The following is a 21,872-nucleotide window of genomic DNA, read 5'->3' as shown; positions in this document are numbered from 1 at the left end:
ACTTGTGTTTTGCCGACTTTTTTAAAAAACAGCGTCGCCAACTAGCCCTCTAATGTATTTACCGTCAAGTTTTCTCGTCTTTTGGAGGTTTAAAATTAAACGCTTAGAATATTTTGGTTACAGAAAAATAAAAATTTAATCTTCTGATAATGAGTGGCATATGTAAAGTTTTGTTGTAAAAACAGGGAGTAGATATGGACTTACCATGGACTCAACATGGACTTACTCGCAGGCATATATTCTACTTTTACAGGGCCAATTAAACCTGTTTTTTGCAATGGCGAATCGGGGTTGTAGGGGTTAATTCCAGACCAGGTTTCACGCTGCTCTTTGGGCACAATTTTGTCACCTATCATTCGGTTAACCCAGGTATTCACTACATCAATGCGAAGTGTGTTTAGGCCTTGCTTTAATGCAGGTGAAATGTTTACACGATATGGAGGTGTCCACACGCCGCCAACATATTTATCATTTATCCAAACTTTGGCCATGGTGCTCACTTCACCGAGATCAATATAAATATCTTGTCCTTTGGCTGCTGCTAGATCAACTTTAAATGAGGTAGTGTATAGCATGTTTCCGGAAAAATACTTTATGTTTTTATCCTGTGATGTGGCAAGATCTTGAAGTTCATTTAGGTGTATAGGTTTAGGATTGGTAAGCATGCCCTTAAAGCTGACATCCCAAATCGTTTTAAGATCAGTGACTTTAGCGGGTTTCGGAAAATTTAACGTACCAGCTACAACAGGTTGAGCTTTTTCGCGGAATACGATAAACGCGCTTTCATAAGCGTGCAATACGATGGGAATGTTGGTGGCTTCAGCATCGGATGAAAATGCTGGAAGTTTACGCATTGAACCGTCTATCGGGTTCCATAATTCGGGCTCCATTCCTTTAACGCGAAATTTAATATCAGTGCTTTGTACTGTGGCGGTCTGGTTTGTAATAAAGTAGATATCGGTATTATCCATCTTACGATGTCCAAATTTAATTGCGTTTTCCAAAGGAATTTTACAATCTGGTGTGACGCTGATTTTTGAAAATACATCTTCCAGGGGCACACCATTAAATATCATTCCCTTACCGAATTTTGCAGCGGTAGTTTTGCTTCCATCAAGTCCGTCCCATAATTCCGAGGCTAATTTCTTAACTAAGGCATCTGATGCCGGCTGGTTTTGTAAACTCGGAGAGTGTGTCGGCGGAGCACCCAGAACGATTGCCCCATCGGCTACCAATTGCTTGATTTTTGCTAGCAATTCCGGACGCATGGTATTGATTTTAGGAAGAACCAATACCCGATAAGATGTTCCATGAGGAAGGGTAATTAGTCCATTTTTTACACTGGCATCACGAAGGAGGACCTCTGCATTAATATAGTCGAACTGATAACCTTGTGGAAGTGCGGGGTCTTGTATACCCGTCATTTTCGGTACGTCCTCACCAATAAAGTAGGCAACATCCGCAATATTTAGGCCCTGGCGCAACATGTAATTGCAGCGTTTAACATAATCAAGAAACAGATCGATATGCGAAAACCAGGTATTATTACGGTTGTATTCGGTGCCAAACCAGGCGTTGGTTCCAGGGAATTTGGTTGAGTCGGGCTGATGGACATACACATGGAGTAATGTATTGTTGATACCTTCAGAAAAATATTTGTCTGTACGTTGTTTGGTTTCTGCTGGCACGTGCGAGAAAGCGGGCCCTCCACTGGTATTTGATTCGGCGGATACCAGGGTTTTCCCGTAAATGTGAGCGCATGACGATGCTGCCCGATTTTCTATGTTACCCAGATCGTTTTCCCAGGATGGAGTGGTACTAGGTATCCAGTACTCACCCCCAACTTCGTCTGACTGGCCGCCGTACATTAAAAATTCTGCAGGAAATCCCCAATGGCCATAGTTTTCCAGCCAGGTAGTTAGCCCATGCTTGTGGCACATCTCTCTAAATCCACCTACATAATCATATGCAACTTTATCGGCAATTAAGCGGCGTAGATCCCATAAAAACCTATCGGATTGGGCTTGACTGCCTACAACTTTTCCAAAATAAGCCGGCAGGAAAGGTAAAGGATCGTAACCATAACGTTGTTTAAAGGAAGCAAGTAAGTTGTCAGTAATGTTTTGCCCGCCAGATTCGTAACTGTCCTGAACAACTACTTTAAATGTCTTTCGATCCTCAGCCGGTATACGTTTTAGAATCTTTCCTATAAAGGCATCAAAATGGGTAGCAACGTGTTTCTTACTCATTTTATCTATCTCGAGGCCTGTTCCATCTGGACCTCCGGGGTTATTGGTAACTCCGGTTGGAGTCATGCCTGTACGCAAGATTACCCATTCACCTGCTGGTGCCTTCCATGTTAGTTTTCCATCTGCAGTTAAATATTTCGAAATATCGATCACCTTTGCCGGGTCAATATTCAATGATGCATTCTTGACCTCAGGCTGTGCCCTCCACATGTAATGGTCCCACTGAGGAAGAGGATCCTGAAACATCTTCGCAAATGTTTTTGCAGCGTAACTTTCTATTTTTGGGGAAGCAGACAACTCTATTTCTGCAATGCCTCCTTCATTGCGTTTATTTTTTACGAGAATCCTGAATTCCTTGGCCGTGGTCTCGTCAAGAGACATCACAACTGGAGCAAAAGGCTGGAACCCGACAATTAGGGCAAGGTGATGCCAATCTATATTGAATTTAGAGATGGTGTGAAACTCATTTCCTTTTTTTGCTTGTAATTCAAATGAGGCGTTGATGCTGGTGTGTGAAGGGTAGATCGTAAGACTTCGTGCCGTAAAACTTTCCTTTGCAATAATATTTATGCTTATATCTAAGTTTTCAGGAAGAGCAGCATCTGAAAGCCGGTCGCCATCAAATATTTTCTCTGAATTTTTTAGCTCGGGTATTATGCTGATTTTGGAATTGGATTTATCAAGAATCATGAGATCGTCTTTCGGCACACGATAAGCGATAACTTTTACATCTTCAAATTGTTCGGTAGGTTTTTTTAATGTAGTAGAAATGTTTGCGGGCCCTTTAACCCTCAGTTCGGATGAGGCCAGATACCGCATCGCCTCGTTAGGTTTTACCCAGGGGCCGCCTGCCTGGGTCCAGCCCGGAGAATTGAACATCCCTATCTCAATGCCTAATTCAGTGGCCTTTTTTAACGCTGTATGCGTAACCTCCCACCATTCATCACTCATTAGTTTAACATTTCGGCCCCCCTCGTAAGGATCAAAATAGATGTTTCCAATAAATGCACGGTTAATACCCACTTTTTTCATTGCCTCAAGATCCTTTACCACACCCTCCTTAGAGATATTTCCAGACATCCAGTACCAGTATACACTTGTTCGAACTGTAGCAGGTGGTGTTACAAATTCACTTTCCAGGTGTTTGCTTTGAGCAAAGCTGTAAGTAGATAAGGCTGTAAATAATATTGAAAAGTATAGATTTTTCATTAGAATGGTTTAATTGGTCAGTGGGTGGCCACATCTTTTACAATATTAGCCAGTTTCCGGCTATTAAATTTTTACAAAATGCACTTTTCTTTGTCCTTTTTGATAAAAAAGCGGACACGGGTAAAGATGTTGATTGCCAAAAAGTACATTTGATTTATCAAAACATCTATTTCTCCTGTATCCATAAGCAATAATTTTGGAGATTAGGCATGCACTAACCAAATATTAACTAATCTTATGACACTTTCAAAAAGCACCTGTTTTTGCCTGGTTTTACTCTGTTTCATATTGAATTTCGCAAAAGGACAGGAAATTGAACACACTTTCATAACCGCTCCTGATTCCATTCAGACCAGTGTATACTGGTACTGGCTATCTGGAAATGTTTCAAAAGAAGGGGTTGTAAAGGATCTTGAGGCAATGAAAAAGGTGGGTATTAACCGTGCATTTATTGGCGATATTGGCTTAAATGATGTGCCATATGGAAAAATTAAGTTTCTTTCGGAAGAATGGTGGGATATTTTACATACCTCGCTTAAAACTGCAACCCGCCTCAATATTCAAATTGGGTTGTTTAATGGCCCGGGCTGGAGCCAGGCAGGAGGCCCATGGGTTAAGCCGGAGCAAGCCATGCGCTACCTGACCTCCTCGCAGGTTATGGTTAAGGGTCCGATATTGTTCAATAAACAGTTAACCAGTCCTCAGAAAAACTTTCAAGATGTTAAACTACTTGCTTATCCCGTCCCGGCTGATTTTAATGAGGGTATGGTTGCGTTAAAACCCAAACTGACCTCTGAACAAGGCATCGATTCGCTTAAAAATCTGATGGATAATAACGAGGCAACAGGGATCCATTTTAAACATGGTCAGCAATTTTCGATTGACATCAATACGTCGAAGCCTTACACCCTGCGCAGCTTAACTTTGTCAACACTACATCGTGCAACTTATTTTGAAGGCGACATCCAGNGNTRAGRWCSNAAKARYGWNGTRTGTTTCTGTTAAGCATTTTGTAGTAGATAGAAGAGCGCCCGCTTTGAATTTTGGTTTTTTACCCTGGGCAAAATCTGCGATTTCTATACCTGCCACTACATCTGCCAGCTTTAGGGTAGTCATTAGCAATGTTTCTGGGGATTCGGGCATAAGCGAAATGAATTTCTCGTCGACAGCTATTGTTGACGGCTATATGGAAAAAACGATGGCTAAAGCCTGGCAAACGGAAGATCTGATCTGGAATGCTTATGTATGGGAGCCGCAGCGTGATGAACATTCAAAATACATTATCGATCCGGCAAAGGTGATCGATATTTCAAAATATATGGCTCCAGATGGCAGTTTAAACTGGAAGGTGCCTTCGGGTAACTGGATCATCGAACGCACCGGTATGACTACCACAAATACAACAAACGTGCCTGCTACACCTGAAGCCACTGGCTTGGAAACGGACAAAATGAGCAAGGAACACATTACTGCACATTTTGATGCCTACGTGGGACAGATATTGAAGCGAATTCCAGCGGAGGATCGTAAAACGCTTACGGTGGTGATAGCGGACAGCTATGAGACTGGCAGTCAGAACTGGACTGATTTCCTATTGCAGGAATTTAAAGCGAAATATAATTATGACGCCACCCCATTTATTCCTGTATTACAAGGTAAGGTGGTTGGGAGTGCAGTACTTTCGGAACGTTTTTTATGGGATCTGAGACGATTAATTGCTGATGATATAGCATTTAAATACGTAGGTGGGCTACGGGAAGTAAGCCACAAGCATGGATTGACTACCTGGCTTGAAAACTATGGTTATTTTGGTTTCCCTGGAGAGTTTTTACAATATGGGGGACAGTCTGACGAGGTTGCCGGGGAATTTTGGCTCGACGGTCGTTTGGGCACAGTTGAAAACAGAGCGGCTTCATCAGCAGCACATATCTATGGAAAGGTTAAGGTGTCTGCAGAATCCTGGACTTCAGCAAATGCCGCCTGGCGTGCGCATCCGGCATCTTTAAAGGCCCGCGGCGACCGCTTTTTTACTGAGGGTGTAAACAATACGTTACTACATGTTTTTATCCACCAGCCCGAAATAGGACCTAAACCGGGCATAAGTGCATGGTTTGGTACCGAATTTAACCGGGGAAATACCTGGTTCTATGATATGGATATCTTTATTAAGTACCTTAAACGATGCAATGTGATGTTGCAACAGGGTCAATATGTTGCTGATGCGGCATATTTTATTGGAGAGGATGCCCCTAAACTTATGGGAATTACTGATCCTGCGCTACCGAAAGGATATTCGTTCGATTACATCAACGCTGATGTTATTAAAGATGATCTGTCTGTTAAAGATGGCAGGCTTTTATTACCAAATGGGATCAGTTACGGAGTATTAGTGTTGCCCAAACAAAAAACGATGCGGCCAGAATTATTGTCGAAAATAAAGGGTCTGGTGAAAAATGGCGCTGTGGTGTTGGGGCCAAAGCCGGAAAGATCGCCTAGCCTGCAAGGTTATCCGGAATCAGATCGAWMWNTMMRATCANTGGCTGATGAACTGTGGGGTAATGTTGATGGACAAGCAAATAAGGTAAACCGTTATGGTAAAGGGATGGTTCTTAATGTAATGAATATGCAGGAGGTTTTTGACCTAATCAAAATAATTCCTGATTTTAAGACGGCCGAACACGACCCTGTACTGTTTATTCATAGGCAACTGAAAGACGGATCGATCTATTTTATTTCCAATCAGAAAAATGAGGGGGTTAATATTTCGGCTCAATTTCGTGTAGTCGGCAAAAAACCCGAGTTGTGGGATGCGGTAACGGGTACTATGAGAGATTTGCCCTCTTTCCATCAAACGGCTACAAGCACTATGGTGCCGATTCAGCTTGCAGCAAATGAAAGCGCATTTATAGTTTTCAGAAAACCAGGAATACAGGGTGATTCGATTAAATCAAATTATCCCGCTCCAGAGCTCAGTATTGAGGTTACAAAGCCATGGGTGGTGACATTTGATAGTAAGATGGGTGGTCCTAAAAAACCGATACTTTTTAATACGCTAACAGATTGGTCTGTGAACTCAAATGACAGCATCAAATACTACTCTGGCGCTGCGGTATACCGAAATGAGTTTAGTGCAAAAAAAGTAGATAAGGGGGTAAATTATATTATTGATCTCGGTGCAGCTAAAAATATCGCCAAAATTACGCTTAATGGTATTGAAGTCGGCGGCGCCTGGACACCTCCCTACCAGCTTGACATTACCAAAGCAATTAAACAGGGAAAGAACAAACTGGAAATAAGAATAGTGAACAATTGGGTGAACCGTTTAATGGGGGATGCCCTTTTGCCTGCGGAGAAAAGAAGAACAGCAGCATTGTTTGGCCCTGACCAAAGGGGCGGCTTAGAACCTTCCGGGCTATTAGGGCCGGTTAAAATTAACTTGATTAAGTATTAAAAGTTGTGATGATTCAATGAGTCATACATGGTTGTGGGTGGAACTGATAAACTATTCTTATTATGAAAAATTATCTCAAAATAATTGAAATAAATGAATACTCAAAAACGCCGAAGTATCTTCAGATTTTTGATTCTATACTGAATGCTATTAAAACCAGCGAGATTGATGTTAATGATGTACTGCCCTCCATTAACTATTTAAGTGAAAGCCTTGAGGTTGGAAGAAATACAATTGAACGGGCTTATTTGGGCTTGAAGAAATTTGGAGTTGTGGATTCTGTACCGGGGAAAGGCTACTTTGTGTCGAACGTTGAATTTGAGCAGCCTTTCAAAATTTTGCTGCTCTTTAATAAACTAAGCGATCATAAGAAAATTATATATGATGCTTTCACGGCAAAATTAGGAAGTGATGTATCTGTAGATTTTTATGTTTACAATAACAATTTTAGTCTGTTCAGAAAAATTCTGGAAGATAAGGTTGATCGCTATAGTAAGATTGTGATTATTCCACATTTCTTTAATGAACACAAAAGCGCCTATGCATTGATAAACAATTTACCGAAAGAGAAACTAGTGTTGGTAGATAAGCTGATTCCGGAAATATCGGGCGATTTTTGCACTGTTTATGAGGATTTCGAAAAGGACATACAATATGCATTGGAGGAACTTAGAGGGCGATTGAGTAATTATCATACCATTAAGATCATTTTTCCCTCTAAGAGTTATTACTCCAAAAAGATTTTAACTGGCTTTATTGATTTTTGTCAGCAGTATGCCTTTAACTATGAGGTATTATCCGATCTAGAAAATGAAATATTTCTTTCGGGAACGGTGTATATTAATTTGAGGGAAGACCATTTGGTTGAGCTGGTAGAAAAAATTGTGAATAATCAACTCAAAATTGGTTCGGAAATAGGAGTCATATCTTATAACGAGACACCCATAAAGAAACTAATCCTTTCAGGGATTACAACCATATCCACCAATTTTGCAATGATGGGTGAAGCCGCAGCAAACATGGTTCTTGATAATTCAAAGGGACATTTGGCAATTCCTTTTAAAGTTACAGCAAGGAATTCGTTGTGAAACAGACAGATGGATGCTAGTGCGGGTGTATCTACATCAGACAGAACAGGTTGCGGATCATGCTTGCAAAAACTATTATTGTGTTAACCAAATACAAACCAAACAGTATGCGTCCTCTCATTCTAATTGAAGTTCGGTATCGTCTTCTGTATTATTTACAGAAAGGTAGGTGCTTATGAAATAGAACTTATACATCCATTTATGTCAACTATCCATACTTCTTTATTGGCCTAAAGAAGTATTGAATAGCTAACAGCCAAATGTCACAATTCTTTTAGTGCAGAACGGAACCACGGAAGCAACCTAGATATCCGTTATCTGCGAATATTTACATTTAAACAGAGTAAAGGTATGAAAAAAACGCTTGTTCTCATAGCTCTCTCGATGGTGTGCAATTTTGTTTTTGCGCTTAAATCGGGAGAAATGAAGACTTTAAATAAAATTGCCGCCCCGCGCATAATTACGGGAACTGTTTTGGACGAAACAGGAGCGGGGATCCCAAATGTAACCATCAGTGTTGAGGGATCTAAGCCGAAACGTGCCGCAATGACAAGCCCCGACGGGAAGTACAGCATACAGGTAAACAGTGATTTGGAAGTGTTGATTTTTTCCTATGTTGGATACGCTACACAAAAGATTACCGTTGGCGAAAAAAATACTGTCAACGTCAAGTTAATTCCCGACGATAAAAATGCGCTTGAAGAAGTTGCGGTAGTTGCTTTTGGCACTCAAAAGAAAAACGATTTAGTTGGGGCTGTTACTTCGATTAAGGTATCAGATCTTAAAATTCCTTCAAGTAATCTTACCACTGCCCTTGCAGGGCGAGCCGCTGGTCTTATCGCTTATCAACGAAGCGGAGAGCCTGGACAAGATAATGCTAACTTCTTTATCAGAGGGGTTACTACTTTTGGCTATAAAAATTCTCCATTGATCTTGATTGACGGAATGGAATTGACCACCACAGATCTTGCCCGCTTACAACCGGATGATATTGCCAGTTTCTCGATTATGAAAGATGCTACCTCTACTGCTTTGTACGGAGCTCGTGGAGCAAACGGAGTGATCCTGGTTACCACTAAACAGGGGAAAGTTGGTAAAGCTGAAATTACGTTGCGTTTAGAAAATTCCCTGTCAAGTGCGGTAAAAAACGTTGAAATGGCAGATCCCATTACATACATGAAGCAGTCGAATGAATCCATTCTGACCCGTAATCCGTTGGGAACAATTCTTTATAGTGATGAAAAGATCGCGAATACAGCAGCGGGAGTTAATCCGATCATCTATCCTGCTAATGACTGGAGGCAACTTGTATTTAAGGATTATACCATGAACCAACGGGCAAACCTGAATGTGACAGGTGGTGGCGAAGTTGCCAAATATTTTGTCTCAGGATCTCTGAATAAGGACAATGGTATGCTGAAGGTAGACCCCAGGAATAACTTTAATAATAACATCGATCTAACCAGTTATTCCCTCCGGTCTAACGTTACAATCAACCTAACTAAATCAACGGAGATGATCGTGCGCTTGAGCGGAAACTTTGATGATTATACCGGCCCGCTGGACGGGGGAGCAGATATGTATAAGAAAGTTATGCGCTCCAATCCGGTATTGTTTCCACAGTATTATCCGATAGATGCAGCGCATGCTTTTGTAAAGCACATCATGTATGGTAACTATGGTGATGGCTCTTACACCAACCCTTATGCAGATCTGACCCGCGGTTATAAGAATTATTCGAGGTCACTGATGTTGGCACAATTAGAAGTGAAGCAGGACTTATCTGCTTTAGCAAAAGGGCTTTCTTTCAGAGTTATGATGAATACAAACCGCGCATCTTTCTTTGATGTAAGGCGTTCTTATAATCCCTATCTCTATACGCTTGACGGATATGATCCGATGGCAAACACCTATTTCATCTCGAACATCAATGAAGCTACAGGCACAGAATACCTGGACTATGGTGAAGGAGAAAAGACGCTTAATTCCACTTTTTATATGGAATCGATGTTGAATTATAGCACCAGCTACAAAAAACACGGATTCAGTGGTTTGCTGGTTTATATGATGCAAAACAACATTAATGCGAATGCAGGAGATCTTCAGCAGTCACTTCCATTTAGAAACGTTGGCTTGTCGGGAAGGGCTACCTATAATTACGACAGCCGGTATTATCTTGAATATAACTTTGGCTACAACGGGTCGGAAAGGTTTGCTGAAAAAAACCGTTTTGGATTCTTCCCTTCCGTAGGTCTGGCGTGGAGTATTTCCAACGAGAAGTTCTTCGAGAAAATTAAACCTATTGTTAATAACCTGAGGTTGAGGGCGACTTATGGCTTTGTTGGAAATGATGCTATAGGAAGGCCCGAAGACAGGTTCTTTTACCTTTCTAACGTGAATATGAACGCAACTGAGAGGGCCGCATTTTTCGGAAATGGCCAGGGTCCATCATTTGGTTTAAATGGTGTGAACATCTCCCGATATGCTAATGCCGATATTACTTGGGAAGAATCAACAAAAACGAACCTTGCGCTTGAAGTAGGCTTATTTAACAAACTAAAAATAACAGCAGATTTCTATTCCGAACAGCGTAAAAATATCTTGATGGAACGCTCAGCAATCCCCGTTACTATGGGCTTAACGGCTGCAGTACGGTCAAATGTAGGTGAAGCTTCGGGAAAGGGAATGGACATTTCGATGGATTATCAGCACTCAGTTAATCAGGACTTATGGTTTTCAGCGACAGGGAATTTTACCTACGCAAAGAGCAAATTTACTGTTTTTGAAGAACCGGTATATGACGAAAAATACCGCAGTGTGATTGGTAAACCAATTTTCCAGGAATATGGATACATCGCAGAGCGACTATTTGTGGATGACGCAGAAGCCCTGAATTCTCCAAGGCAGAATTTTGGAATCTATGGAGGTGGTGATATTAAATATACTGATGTTAATCGTGATGGACAGATTACAGAGGCAGATAAAGTGCCAATTGGAAATTCAAAATTACCTGAAATAGTGTACGGTTTTGGTTTTTCGGGAGGGTATAAGAATTTCGACCTTTCTGCTTTTTTTCAGGGATTGGCAAACGAATCGTTTTGGATAGATCCGAATATTACATCACCTTTCAACAATCAAACCCAATTACTGAAAGCCTATGCTGATAGTCACTGGTCAGAAGATTCGAGAGATGTCTATGCTCTTTGGCCAAGGTTAAGTCCGAATATTAATGTGAATAATAACCAGATCAGTACCTGGTTCATGCGCGACGGTGCTTTTTTACGCCTGAAGCAGGTTGAGCTTGGATATAAAATTCCAGAAAAGCTTCAAAAACGGCTTCATACCTCCAGTTTCAGGATCTATGTAAATGCCACTAATCTGTTCAATATCAGCAAATTTAATTTGTGGGATGTTGAAATGGGCGGAGATGGTCTTGGCTACCCAATCCAGCGTGTATTTAATGTTGGTTTAAACATATCACTGAAGTAAATCAAACGTATTATGAGAAAATATTTTATACTCGGAACCTGCTTATTGGCCATTTTAGTCGTGGTTAGTTCCTGCAAAAAGTTCTTAGATGTAGTGCCAGATAACGTTGCTACCATTGATAATGCCTTCACAATGCGTTCTCAGGCAATGAAATTTTTATTTACCTGTTATTCCTTTATGCCTAGAAGTGGACAATTGGGTGATGATCCGGCAATGGTAGGAGGCGATGAGCTTTGGGAGATTCCCGAACGGGCGGCCTACCTTGATATAGCCAAAGGCTTTCAGAGCAAGGTAGGGCCATTGGGAGACCGATGGGAGTCCATGTATCAAGGCATTAGAGACTGTAACATCTTTCTTGAAAACATTGGTCAGGTGCCAGACATGCAGGAAACTGAAAAGGCACGGTGGATTGCGGAAGTAAAATTTCTTAAGGCCTTTTATCATTTTACTTTAGTGAGAATGTACGGGCCAATTCCATTAATTAAAACAAACCTGCCGGTATCAGCGGATGTGAATCAGGTAAAAGTGTGGCGTGACCCTATAGATTCCTGTTTCAATTATATTGCTCAGCTGCTTGATGAGGCATCTCCTGCGCTGCCACCTACGATAATTAGCCCCGCTACCGAAGCGGGACGCATTACCCAGCCCGTTGCCTTGGCTTTAAAAGCTAAGGTACTTGTTACTGCGGCAAGCCCGCTGTTTAATGGGAATACCGACCAGGTAGGTTTGAAAAGTAAGGATGGAAGTCCGCTTTTTAACCAAACTTATTCGACTACTAAATGGGAAATTGCGGCGAATGCCTCCAAAAAAGCTATAGATCTCTGTGAGTCACTAGGGATGAAACTATATGTTTACAATCCTGCATTTCAACAATTTGATCTCACGGATACGATAGAGACACAGCTAAGTATAAGAAACAGCGTCACAGAAAAGTGGAACAGCGAGATCATTTGGGCCAATACGCAATCCAGTACAGTGGGCTTGCAGCAATTGATTTCCACCTGGTGGGATCCAAGGTATCTTGATGGTACCACAACCAGAGGAGAGCTTTCCCCACCCTTAAAAATAGCAGAAATGTTCTATACAGATAAGGGTGTGCCAATCAACGAAGACAAAACCTGGAATTACTCAGGAAGATATTTGTTAAAAACAGCTGGAGAAGACGACAAGTTATATATCCGTAAAGGCTATGAAACCGTAGGACTACATTTTGACAGAGAGGCAAGATTTTATGCTGATCTTGGTTTTGACGGTGGTATTTATTATGGGCAGGGACGTTACGACGACAGAGACAACATGAATTTGTTGTATCTGGAAGGAAAATTTAAGCAAAGGAATGGAAAAGGAAAATACGGGTATAATACTGTAACCGGTTATTACCTCAAGAAATTGATCCACTTTCAAAATGTTGTTAGCTCTTCTACTGATTACTCAGTTACCGATTATCCGTACCCTTTGCTGCGGTTGTCTGATTTGTATTTGCTGTATTCAGAGGCACAGAACGAAGCCCATGGGCCGGGTTCCGAGGTTTACAAATACATTGATCGTGTGAGAAAACGCGCAGGATTAGATGGTGTAGCCACGTCGTGGTCAAATTATTCTACCAACCCAGCAAAATATACTAATAAGGATGGGATGCGGGCGATTATCCATCAGGAAAGGCTAATTGAGTTGGCTTTCGAGTCTCAACGCTTTTGGGACCTGCGCCGCTGGAAAGAATCAGAGAAAGAATTAAATAATCCAATTAAGGGGTGGGACCTTTCGCAGATCACTGCTGCGGCATTTTACCGGACTACTGTACTCTTTAACCAAACGTTTGGAACAAAAGACTATTTCTGGCCAATTGCTGATAGGAACATCACGACCAATAGAAACTTGGTTCAGAACACGGGCTGGTAATTATGTCATTTAAAAATTGCTCATTTATTTAAAACATAGAAATGAAAAAAATATATTTTATCGGAGGATTACTAATGGCCTTTTTCTGGCATGGTTGTTCAAAGGAAGGGAGATTGGACTTTAAAGACGACAATTTACCTGCCCCTGCACAAATCAGCGCGGTGAAGGTTGATCCGACCCCGGGAGGAGCAGTACTTACGTATACGCTTCCGACAGACCAGAACCTCGCTTATGTTAAGGCAGTATATGAAATACAGCCGGGAGTATTTAGGGAAGCCAAATCATCAAGATATACAGATACACTTCGTTTGGTAGGGTTTGGTGATACGCTAAGTCACTCTGTTCAATTATTCAGCGTAGGGAAAAACGAGAAAATTTCTGAACCACTATCGGTTGATGTTTCTCCAAAAACCCCACCTGTAAGGTCCGTATTTAGTACTGCCGATTTTACGTCAACTTTTGGTGGGGTAAACGTATCCTTTAAAAATCCGGATAAGGCCGATCTGGCTATCGTAGTCATGAGAGATACTACAGGCAACAATACCTGGAGTACTGTGGCTACCTTTTATACAGCGGCTGTTTCGGGCAATTTTGCTGCCCGGGGCCTTGAATCTAAAAAACAGAAGTTTGCCTTGTTTATCCGCGATCGCTGGAATAACAAATCTGACACGCTTGTGAAGGAGCTCAATCCTAAGTTCGAGATGGAGATTCCAAAGAATACCTGGAGTCCATTGGTCCTTCCTACGGATCAAAAAGAAATTGCAGGCCCAGGTTATGTATTATCCAATCTTTGGAACGGTTTGGCAAGCAGACAGCTTTATGCATCATCAAACGCTTCTTCGCTACCACAGTGGATTACCATTGACCTAGGAAAAAAAGTGCTGTTAAGTCGATTTAAGCAATATATGGAACAAAATGATCATTGCTATACAGGCTCAGGTTTGAAGAACTTTGAGCTCTGGGGCTCTAATTCTCCTGATCCAGATGGCGGCTGGACACAGTGGCAAAAGCTAGGAACATTTGAAACGGCGAAACCCTCCGGTCTGCCATTAGGTCAGAAAACGGCGGAGGACATCAACTATGCCTGTAATCTGGGTGCTGATTTCGAATTTGATGGTGAACCACCAGCAGTACGTTACCTGCGCCTAAAATCTTTAGAAACTTATAGTAGTACAGGGCAGGTGGTGATTATGGAACTCACTTTTTGGGGGCAGGTAATCGAATAAATATTAGTCAGCTAATCAATATAAAATTTAAATGATGAAAAAAATATTGTACAATACCATGTCACTGTTCATGATTCTTGGCATTTTATCGGGGTGCACAAAAATGGACAATACTTATAAAGAATTTGTTGTTCCCGGAGGCTTAACCTATGCCGGAAAGGCAACTTCACCAAAGGTTTATCCCGGGCTTGCCAGAGTAAAGGTTGCCTGGCTTAGGGGTTCGGACCCCTCTGTGGTAAATGCCAAGATATTCTGGAATAACTTTGCAGATTCTGTGATTGTGCCGATTCCACCTACTGGAGATACCGTAAGCGTGATCATTGATGATTTGCTGGAAAAAAGCTATTCTTTTGTGATTCGTACCTATGATCCAAAGGGAAATTCATCCGTACCGGTTGAGGTAATCGGTGGATCTTATGGTGCAAATTACCAAGCACAGTTGTTAACCCGGCCTGTGAACTCTTCGCTGATTGATGCTAAAGGAAAGGTTACCATCCAATGGGGCAGTGCAGATATTTCGAACGGCGCTTTTGCGTCGGAAGTTAAGTACACGGATGTTAACGGAAACATCAAGAATAAGTCATTTCCGACAGACTTGATGACTTCTGAAATTAATGACCTTAAACCCAATACGAGTTATCAGTTTAGAACGATGTTTAAGCCGGATTCACTAAGTATAGATAATTTTTATACTTCTTACTCTGAAAGTGGATTCTTCAATTTTGATAAAAAGGATTGGAAAGTGATTGATTATTCTGATCAATATTCGGACGGGGATAACGCCGCAAAAAACGTTATTGACGGTACTGATGGAACGCGTTGGCATACGGCTAACGGGGCATCATACCCTCATTATGTTACAATTGACATGGGAGCGGTAAGGATAATCTCGCAGTTTGGTGTATGGAGAACGCTTTTTGATTCACCAGGAGGGGATGACAGGGCACCTAGCCGGATTCAATTTATGATGAGTACTGACAATCAAAATTGGACTAATCTTGGCGAGTTTAATTTCAATAATTTAATTAATGGAGAACAGATTTTTCCGATATCGGGTTCCCCTAAGGGCCGGTATTTAAAGTTAATTGGCCTTGCGGGGAACAACCAGTTTATGACCCTTGGTGAAATTAGTGCCTATGGTTTTTAAGAAGCAAGCTCTCAGGTGCAATCGATGCTTGTAGATTAGGTTGGTATGCCAGCGGGAATGGTTTCCTGCTGGCTTTTTAAATTTACTGGCCTGGGGTGGATACTACATGATTATATTAAAATAGTATAACTCCTATTTAAAGGCATTGTTTTATTATTATATTTGCGCCTGCTATTAAGGTTTATCCTTTAATGGTATTTATTATTGGTCCCGTAGTTCAACGGATAGAATAGAAGTTTCCTAAACTTTAGATATGAGTTCGATTCTCGTCGGGACCACCCTCCGATACAGCGCTTGAAAATCAGGCGCTGTATCTGTTTTCAAGCCTCTTAACTCCTTGTTAATCAGCCATATTACGTGAGCGATAGAATTTGTCCGAGGTGTTCGATGTTTGGCTCCGTCAAAGTCGATCTTTTCAGGAAAAAGTGAACACAGGATGTGTCTTTGTTTTTTTAACGGCGCTTTTTGAAATACCTTGTCAAGGTTGCAGAACGTAGTAATAATCTTATCCATCAGTTTATTAATGTCCAATCGGATCATTTTCGTTTCTGAAGCTTCATGTAATTTTACCTCTAAACGTGCGATTACAGCATCACAATCGGCTTTTATCTCTTTATAATCAGCAGGTTCAATATCCTCCTCTAAAAGAAGCCGTCTGGCTTTCGAGATTTTTTCGTTCTGTTTGGTGATGTCATTCATTACCTGAGCTTTCGCATTGAACTCCGTTTTTGTTCGAGTTTTGTATACTGAGGATATTACCATTTTTAGGAGCTCTACAGCAGCCGGATTGATCACCCAGGATTTAAGTAATTTCAAGAAAAGCTTATTGGTTTCCTCAGCATTATACCTTACCCCACAGGAAGAATCACAGTGATAATAATAGTAATGTTTATGTTTACCCTTTGAGGAACTTCCCGTTAACATGCGGTGACATTTATTGCATTTTAAAAAGTTCCGAAGTGGCAAAAGTTCCATTGATAATAGCTTTGCAGCAGGCACCCGCTTTCTTCCGTTTAAAATATCCTGAACATCATAAAAGTGCGCTTCAGAAATCAACGGCTCATGCTGGGCGTCGACGATGTAAGAAGGCTCATCTTTGTGTTGTTTGATCACCAGCTTTCCACAATACATTGGGTTTCTGATGTTCCTCCAAAAGGTCATTCTTGTACACTTCAAGCCAAGCTGGTTGGCCTTTTTCCTGATCTGATCGACAGCAAATACATTCCGGGATATTTCCTGAAACACCCACTTCATAATTCCAGCTTCCGGTTCATATGGAGCAATGTACTTTTTGCCATCGGGTGTCGATAGATTCTTATACCCGAGAGGCGCAGTACCCATAAAGCGGCCCTCCTTTTTTGCTCTTCGCATGCCATAGAATACATTTAATGCCCTACGGTCGTTGTCAACCTCACCTGCAGCCAGATAGATGGCGAGCATCATTTTGCTCTCAGGTATAGTCATATCCAAAGGCTGCTCAATGGAGATCGGTTGCACGCTTAATTTTGACAACACGCCAATCATTTGATAGGACTCGCTTACATTCCTGCTAAACCTATCCCACTTAGTAAAAAGGATGGCATCCGGCCTGGATTTTACTCTCCTGAGATCCGCTAGCATCCTACTCCATTCCGGGCGAACAAAAGTTTTAGCAGAATGATCTTCATATACAATTTTTAAAACCTCAACGGAATTTTGTTGACAGTAACGTTGCAGACGTTCGTGTTGATCACGCTGGGAGTAGCCTTTGTCTGCTTGCTCATCCGTACTCACACGGATGTAAAGAAATACTTTTTTCATGTGAAAAAATTAGTTAAAAAATGGGCTTTTCGTATATACCGGGGCAGCCTTTTATTCCTGATCAAGTAGTTGATCCATAGACAAGTTAACTAAAAAAATTAGCAATTCCAAGATGTTCTTTGCCTCATCAAGACTTACTTCAACCCCATTTTTTGCCAGTATTTTCTGAGCCATTTCCGGTCTGATCCCACCCAGATCACAAAATTCATTCTCCATAATTTCACGATTATTTAATTCGCAAAGTGGCAAGACCGATTAAGGTTTGTTCCCATGATGGGTAGCAAATGGGATTTTACAGGAATAAACGTACGGGAGTTTGCTGGCCAGGAATTTTTGGGATTCCTTGCAGATAATTCAATAGAATTGAAGGATCTTTCTCCGTAACATCCGATAACAGGAATTTCTCCAGCGTACTTAGATCGAGCAAACTTTCACAATCCGCCTCCAGAAAGATACCCTTCAAAATTGGATCTTCAGCAACCCTGAATTTAATAAAACCCGCAAGCGTATCTATTCCCAGATACTGTTTGTCCAGCAGCTGCACCCTGGTTAGTTCCGACAGCTTCTTTCCTTCAGGCGTACCATCATTGGTAATAAACAGAAAGGTACGGATCACAATCATGTGCTCATGAACCAAACAAACCAAATACCCAAGTTTCTGCTCATAAAGAGAAAACTCAACAAGACTGCTGCCGCCCTGCCTCAGAAACTTTATTTTTTCATCCTTTTTAAAGCAATCCACGAGTGCCAGGTGAACCACGCCAGACACGATACCGATCCGTTCAGACAAGCGCCTCAAACCATGGCGCTGAATATAGACAGGTGAAAGCGACAAAGAATTGCCGAGACCCAGTAGTGCAGGATCAATACAAACGGGCATAACTTTTCCCTGATAATCCGGCCACTGTAAAGGAATGGCTTCCCGCTTGGTACCATCCAGTTTAATGGAAGTCGCCTTCGACCGAACCAATCTGACGACCACGTGGTTACTTTCGGAATCCCCGCTAAAAGCAAAGACCCGGTTAATCTCGTATTCAAAAACCGCTACCGATAAATCACTAAACATCGTGCTCATGCGGTACATCAGTTCCAACAAGTCCAGTATCGGTTTGGTAAACACCGAACGCTGGTATCCCTCGAATGCGGCCTTTACTTTTGACGCATTTGGGGAGCCGAGTTCCTGAATGATTTCACTATAACAGACCAGGGTCATGCCCTCCCTGAGGTATTGTCCCAGCGTCATCGTTTCTCCGGTCAGTGTCGTTACCGTTAGGGTATTGAGCTGGGTGACAAAAATGTCATTGTACATTTTAAAATCCAAAGGGCTGATGTTGCCATCGCTGCTTAATTTGAGTTTGAGTGCGGGTAACCTGTTGCCGCTCATCCTGGCTTTACATAGGGCGGTAAACATATTGAAAGAACCTTTACCCGTCATTTTTTCGCAGGCAATTTGGAGCTGCTTCAGCTTATTCGCTTCAATTTGCTTGGGACTATGCTGCCCCGGTTTGCCCAGTTTCTTCATTCTTCATCGTTTGTAATGTGCCGGGCTTTGCCCTGGCAAAATTAAGTACTTCTGGCGCGGGAACGTTAAATAAAACGCTTATTTTATGGAATGACTTATAAACAGCTGATTTACAGCGACTGATTAATTGGGTTTTAGTGCTGCCCTATAATATCTACAGCTACGAGTTCGAACGATTTGACCAAATCCTGAACGGTCTGTCTATATTTTTTAATATGCGGCGTCAGCACTGTTTGTTATGCCCAAACTTCGAATTTCATCTCAAACTTTGTTTCACCATTGGAATAACTTCCGATTTCTTTCCATCCCTGGAGAGTATAAAATTTTTCTGCCCGGGTATTTGGAGCAGTGCCTAACACAATTGCGTCGTTGGTTTGGCTAAAATACCAATCCATCATTAACCGGTGTAATTCCTTTCCTATGCCTTTTTCTGCGTGGACAGGATCAACAAATAAAGCCCAGACGCTTTTGTCCTCCAAGTCAACGATAGCAAAGCCAACAACTTTCCCTTCTGATTCGGCCACCCATCCCTTGCCTTTTACTGTGATGTAATAGGCAACGTCCTTATCGGGAACCAAATTCGGATCGCTTAGCGTGTTCTCTTTTACCAAATGTCTGACCACCTGCATTTGTGCGATATCAGCTAATTCCGCTTCTCTGAAATTCATCAATTAAAATTAGAAAATATTTCTGTCAATCCCGTTTTACTCCCAACTTGGGACTGCTCACTGACTTCTGTTACAAACTTTGCCAGCAATTAATATTGCCATGAGAACATTAGTAAAACTTAAGACGGAACATTCAGCGCCAATGTCAACTTACCTACGAAAGTTGCCGAGAAAGAAGATCGTTCAGGAGCGAAAGAAAATCCGGCAATTGCTCCGATCCATGCTGCCGATGGAAGACGAACAACGCCAGGTGCAGGAAGAGCAGAACATATTTCACAAACCCGGAAGGGCTCAGTAAATCCACAAACATGATGAACGCAAAGAACAGGATTTCTCCGCAGAAGACCGCGGTAATTTTAGTCTCACCTGAGCCCAGCAAAGATGTATTTTCGTCTACGAAAATCTCTTTGCTTGTTGCCACAAGAAATGAAGGGGCTGCGGAACTTGCCCCTTCTGGAAACCATAAAATATCGAGGTAATGGCCAGGAAAAAATCTGCCGAACCGCAGAAGATACTGAGCCGTGTGCTGAGAATCCGCCTGACTGATGCCGCTTTCTTAAGGCTGGAAAAGATCAGCAAAAGCAGCGATTGCCGCACGGTCGGGGAAGCTGCACGCAAGATCCTCAGTCAGGAAAAAATCACCTTGTTTTACAAAGACATCACCCTAAATAGTGCCATGGAAGAACTGGCCTTGATCAGGAAAGAATTAAGGGCAATCGGGATCAACATCAACCAGATCACCAAGGCTTTTCATAGTGACAAGCGGGTACATTCCCAGGCAATCCAGGTGGCCAAAGTGACACAGCTTTATCAGCAGGTGGAAGCAAAAACGGCCACCCTACTTTTGATTATCAACAGGCTTGCAGAAAGATGGTTGCCAAGATCATAACCGGGAAAAGTATGAGAGGGGCACTGCAATACAATGAAAACAAGGTAGCAGAAGGAAAAGCTGAGCTGATCGTGGCCAGTGGCTTTGCCGGGGATATTGACCAGATGAATTTTCACCAGAAGCTGCAACGATTTGAAAACCTCCTAATGCTAAATCCAAAGGTGAAGACCAATACCCTGCACATTTCCTTAAATTTTCATTCATCTGAAAAGCTAAAAGACTACAAATTACAACAGATCGCATTGACCTACATGGATCGCATAGGCTTCGGTGACCAGCCGTTTCTGGTCTACCGGCATAACGATGCCGGACATGACCACGTCCATATCGTAACGACCAATGTTCAGGCAGATGGTGAGCGCATCGACCTGCATAACATAGGCGCAAATCAGTCGGAAAAGGCAAGGAAGGAAATTGAAATCGAGTTCGACCTGGTAAAAGCAGAAAGTAACCGGCTTAAACTTGGGCCAGGGATAGGCCCTGTAGATGTGCAAAAGGTCATCTATGGAAAAGTACCAACCAAAAGAGCGGTCAGCAATACAGTAAACGCCATTATCGGTTCTTATCAATTCACCTCAGTTGCTGAATTGAATGCGGTTTTGAAACAGTTCAATGTGGTAGCTGACCTTGGTGCTGAAGATACGCTGATGTTCCAGAAGAAAGGATTGATCTATAGCCTGCTGGATGAAAAAGGAAACAAGATTGGCGTGCCGATTAAGTCTAGCTCCCTGCACTCCAAACCCACACTGCCTTTTTTGGAAAAGCAATTTGTAAAGCACGCAGAAAGCAGGCTGCAATACAAACCTCAACTCAAAAAATCGATTGATAAGATCCTGGCAGCCAAACCCAGAAACCAGGAAGCTTTTATCAAGGCGATGGGATCAGCGGGAATCCATGCAGTGTTCAGGATAGGTGCAAACGGTCAGGCCTTCGGAATTACTTATGTGGACAATTGGCATAAGACCGTATTCAATGGCAGTGACCTGGGCAAGGCCTATGGTGCAAAAGCTATCCTTTCAAATCTGGAAAGCAACAGAATGTCTGCAGAAGCTTTACAAATGTCAATTAAAAACAGCCAAAAGTCAACGAGTCCTGTTGACAGAATCAATGCTTCCGAGCGCTTGAACGATATAGCAACTACAATTCCCAACCTTTTAGAAACGATGCTGAAAGAGCAATTTGATTCTTCAAGCCGACTGCCCAGGAAAAAGAAACGAAAGAAATTAAACATCTAA

The 21,872-nt window shown here is 42.0% G+C and carries 15 protein-coding genes and 1 tRNA gene; 11 read left to right on the top strand and 5 right to left on the bottom strand.

Features of this window, described 5'->3' with window-relative positions:
* Positions 1-200: 200 nt before the first annotated feature.
* The gene (locus tag N824_RS26225) at positions 201-3,458 is read right to left on the bottom strand and encodes a glycosyl hydrolase (RefSeq protein ID WP_048908069.1); all 3,258 of its coding nucleotides are present in this window, start codon (positions 3,456-3,458) and stop codon (positions 201-203) included.
* 237 nt (positions 3,459-3,695) lie between these two features.
* Here N824_RS26225 and N824_RS35310 point away from each other — a divergent pair, with 237 nt between their 5' ends.
* From N824_RS35310 to N824_RS26190, 8 genes are all read left to right on the top strand, one after another.
* The gene (locus N824_RS35310) at positions 3,696-4,433 is read left to right on the top strand and encodes a glycosyl hydrolase (protein ID WP_084498468.1); all 738 of its coding nucleotides are present in this window, start codon (positions 3,696-3,698) and stop codon (positions 4,431-4,433) included.
* Between the two features lie 61 nt (positions 4,434-4,494).
* Positions 4,495-6,909: a glycosyl hydrolase gene (locus N824_RS26220; RefSeq protein ID WP_052334273.1), complete on the top strand. Its 2,415-nt coding sequence runs from the start codon at positions 4,495-4,497 to the stop codon at positions 6,907-6,909.
* Between the two features lie 62 nt (positions 6,910-6,971).
* Positions 6,972-7,997 carry a GntR family transcriptional regulator gene (locus tag N824_RS26215; protein WP_048908068.1) on the top strand — a complete coding sequence of 342 codons (1,026 nt, stop codon included), beginning with the start codon at positions 6,972-6,974 and terminating at the stop codon, positions 7,995-7,997.
* Positions 7,998-8,420: 423 nt separating this feature from the next.
* A complete protein-coding gene (locus tag N824_RS26210) occupies positions 8,421-11,486 on the top strand; it encodes a TonB-dependent receptor (protein ID WP_235207313.1) in 3,066 nt (1,021 codons plus the stop codon).
* 12 nt (positions 11,487-11,498) lie between these two features.
* Complete coding sequence (locus N824_RS26205) at positions 11,499-13,385, top strand: RagB/SusD family nutrient uptake outer membrane protein (RefSeq protein WP_048908066.1); 1,887 nt, start codon at positions 11,499-11,501, stop codon at positions 13,383-13,385.
* A gap of 41 nt (positions 13,386-13,426) precedes the next feature.
* Entirely contained in the window at positions 13,427-14,611 is a 1,185-nt protein-coding gene (locus N824_RS26200; protein WP_048908065.1) for a DUF5000 domain-containing lipoprotein, read from the top strand.
* Positions 14,612-14,642: 31 nt separating this feature from the next.
* The gene (locus tag N824_RS26195) at positions 14,643-15,758 is read left to right on the top strand and encodes a DUF4998 domain-containing protein (protein WP_084498467.1); all 1,116 of its coding nucleotides are present in this window, start codon (positions 14,643-14,645) and stop codon (positions 15,756-15,758) included.
* 206 nt (positions 15,759-15,964) lie between these two features.
* Positions 15,965-16,036: transfer RNA gene (locus N824_RS26190), tRNA-Arg, on the top strand.
* Here N824_RS26190 and N824_RS26185 read toward each other — a convergent pair.
* From N824_RS26185 to N824_RS26175, 4 genes are all read right to left on the bottom strand, one after another.
* The gene (locus N824_RS26185) at positions 15,999-17,558 is read right to left on the bottom strand and encodes a recombinase family protein (protein WP_084498480.1); all 1,560 of its coding nucleotides are present in this window, start codon (positions 17,556-17,558) and stop codon (positions 15,999-16,001) included. The two genes, N824_RS26190 and N824_RS26185, sit on opposite strands and share 38 nt — an antisense overlap.
* 51 nt (positions 17,559-17,609) lie before the next feature.
* On the bottom strand, positions 17,610-17,774 hold the full coding sequence (locus N824_RS32120) for a hypothetical protein (protein WP_161662372.1): 165 nt from the start codon (positions 17,772-17,774) through the stop codon (positions 17,610-17,612).
* Between the two features lie 76 nt (positions 17,775-17,850).
* Entirely contained in the window at positions 17,851-19,080 is a 1,230-nt protein-coding gene (locus tag N824_RS26180; RefSeq protein WP_048908063.1) for a hypothetical protein, read from the bottom strand.
* Between the two features lie 236 nt (positions 19,081-19,316).
* Positions 19,317-19,748 (bottom strand): GNAT family N-acetyltransferase, encoded by a 432-nt coding sequence (locus N824_RS26175; protein ID WP_048908062.1) that lies wholly within the window; start codon positions 19,746-19,748, stop codon positions 19,317-19,319.
* A gap of 308 nt (positions 19,749-20,056) precedes the next feature.
* On the opposite strand from N824_RS26175, the gene N824_RS32115 reads away from it, so the two are divergent.
* Genes N824_RS32115 through N824_RS26160 form a run of 3 tightly spaced genes read left to right on the top strand, consistent with a single transcriptional unit; the run spans position 20,057 to position 21,872 of the window.
* Positions 20,057-20,227 (top strand): hypothetical protein, encoded by a 171-nt coding sequence (locus N824_RS32115; RefSeq protein ID WP_161662371.1) that lies wholly within the window; start codon positions 20,057-20,059, stop codon positions 20,225-20,227.
* Complete coding sequence (gene mobC, locus N824_RS26165; protein ID WP_048908060.1) at positions 20,227-20,637, top strand: plasmid mobilization relaxosome protein MobC; 411 nt, start codon at positions 20,227-20,229, stop codon at positions 20,635-20,637. The genes N824_RS32115 and mobC overlap by 1 nt, the downstream gene beginning before the upstream one ends.
* An 11-nt stretch (positions 20,638-20,648) precedes the next feature.
* Positions 20,649-21,872 carry a relaxase/mobilization nuclease domain-containing protein gene (locus N824_RS26160; RefSeq protein ID WP_235207311.1) on the top strand — a complete coding sequence of 408 codons (1,224 nt, stop codon included), beginning with the start codon at positions 20,649-20,651 and terminating at the stop codon, positions 21,870-21,872.

It is taken from the genome of Pedobacter sp. V48 (assembly GCF_000523515.1).
GTDB lineage: Bacteria > Bacteroidota > Bacteroidia > Sphingobacteriales > Sphingobacteriaceae > Pedobacter.
The sequence above is the reverse complement of the archived record's forward strand: the minus strand, read 5'-3'. Positions and strand labels throughout refer to the sequence as shown.

Bases quoted from the DNA above. Each gene is read 5' to 3' on its own strand.
- mobC (WP_048908060.1), top strand. From the start codon at position 20,227: ATGGCCAGGAAAAAATCTGCCGAACCGCAGAAGATACTGAGCCGTGTG.
- N824_RS26225 (WP_048908069.1), bottom strand. From the start codon at position 3,458: ATGAAAAATCTATACTTTTCAATATTATTTACAGCCTTATCTACTTAC.
- N824_RS26195 (WP_084498467.1), top strand. From the start codon at position 14,643: ATGATGAAAAAAATATTGTACAATACCATGTCACTGTTCATGATTCTT.
- N824_RS26200 (WP_048908065.1), top strand. From the start codon at position 13,427: ATGAAAAAAATATATTTTATCGGAGGATTACTAATGGCCTTTTTCTGG.
- N824_RS32115 (WP_161662371.1), top strand. From the start codon at position 20,057: ATGATGAACGCAAAGAACAGGATTTCTCCGCAGAAGACCGCGGTAATT.
- N824_RS26185 (WP_084498480.1), bottom strand. From the start codon at position 17,558: ATGAAAAAAGTATTTCTTTACATCCGTGTGAGTACGGATGAGCAAGCA.
- N824_RS26205 (WP_048908066.1), top strand. From the start codon at position 11,499: ATGAGAAAATATTTTATACTCGGAACCTGCTTATTGGCCATTTTAGTC.
- N824_RS26210 (WP_235207313.1), top strand. From the start codon at position 8,421: ATGAAGACTTTAAATAAAATTGCCGCCCCGCGCATAATTACGGGAACT.
- N824_RS32120 (WP_161662372.1), bottom strand. From the start codon at position 17,774: ATGGAGAATGAATTTTGTGATCTGGGTGGGATCAGACCGGAAATGGCT.
- N824_RS26160 (WP_235207311.1), top strand. From the start codon at position 20,649: ATGAGAGGGGCACTGCAATACAATGAAAACAAGGTAGCAGAAGGAAAA.
- N824_RS26175 (WP_048908062.1), bottom strand. From the start codon at position 19,748: ATGAATTTCAGAGAAGCGGAATTAGCTGATATCGCACAAATGCAGGTG.
- N824_RS26215 (WP_048908068.1), top strand. From the start codon at position 6,972: ATGAAAAATTATCTCAAAATAATTGAAATAAATGAATACTCAAAAACG.
- N824_RS26180 (WP_048908063.1), bottom strand. From the start codon at position 19,080: ATGAAGAAACTGGGCAAACCGGGGCAGCATAGTCCCAAGCAAATTGAA.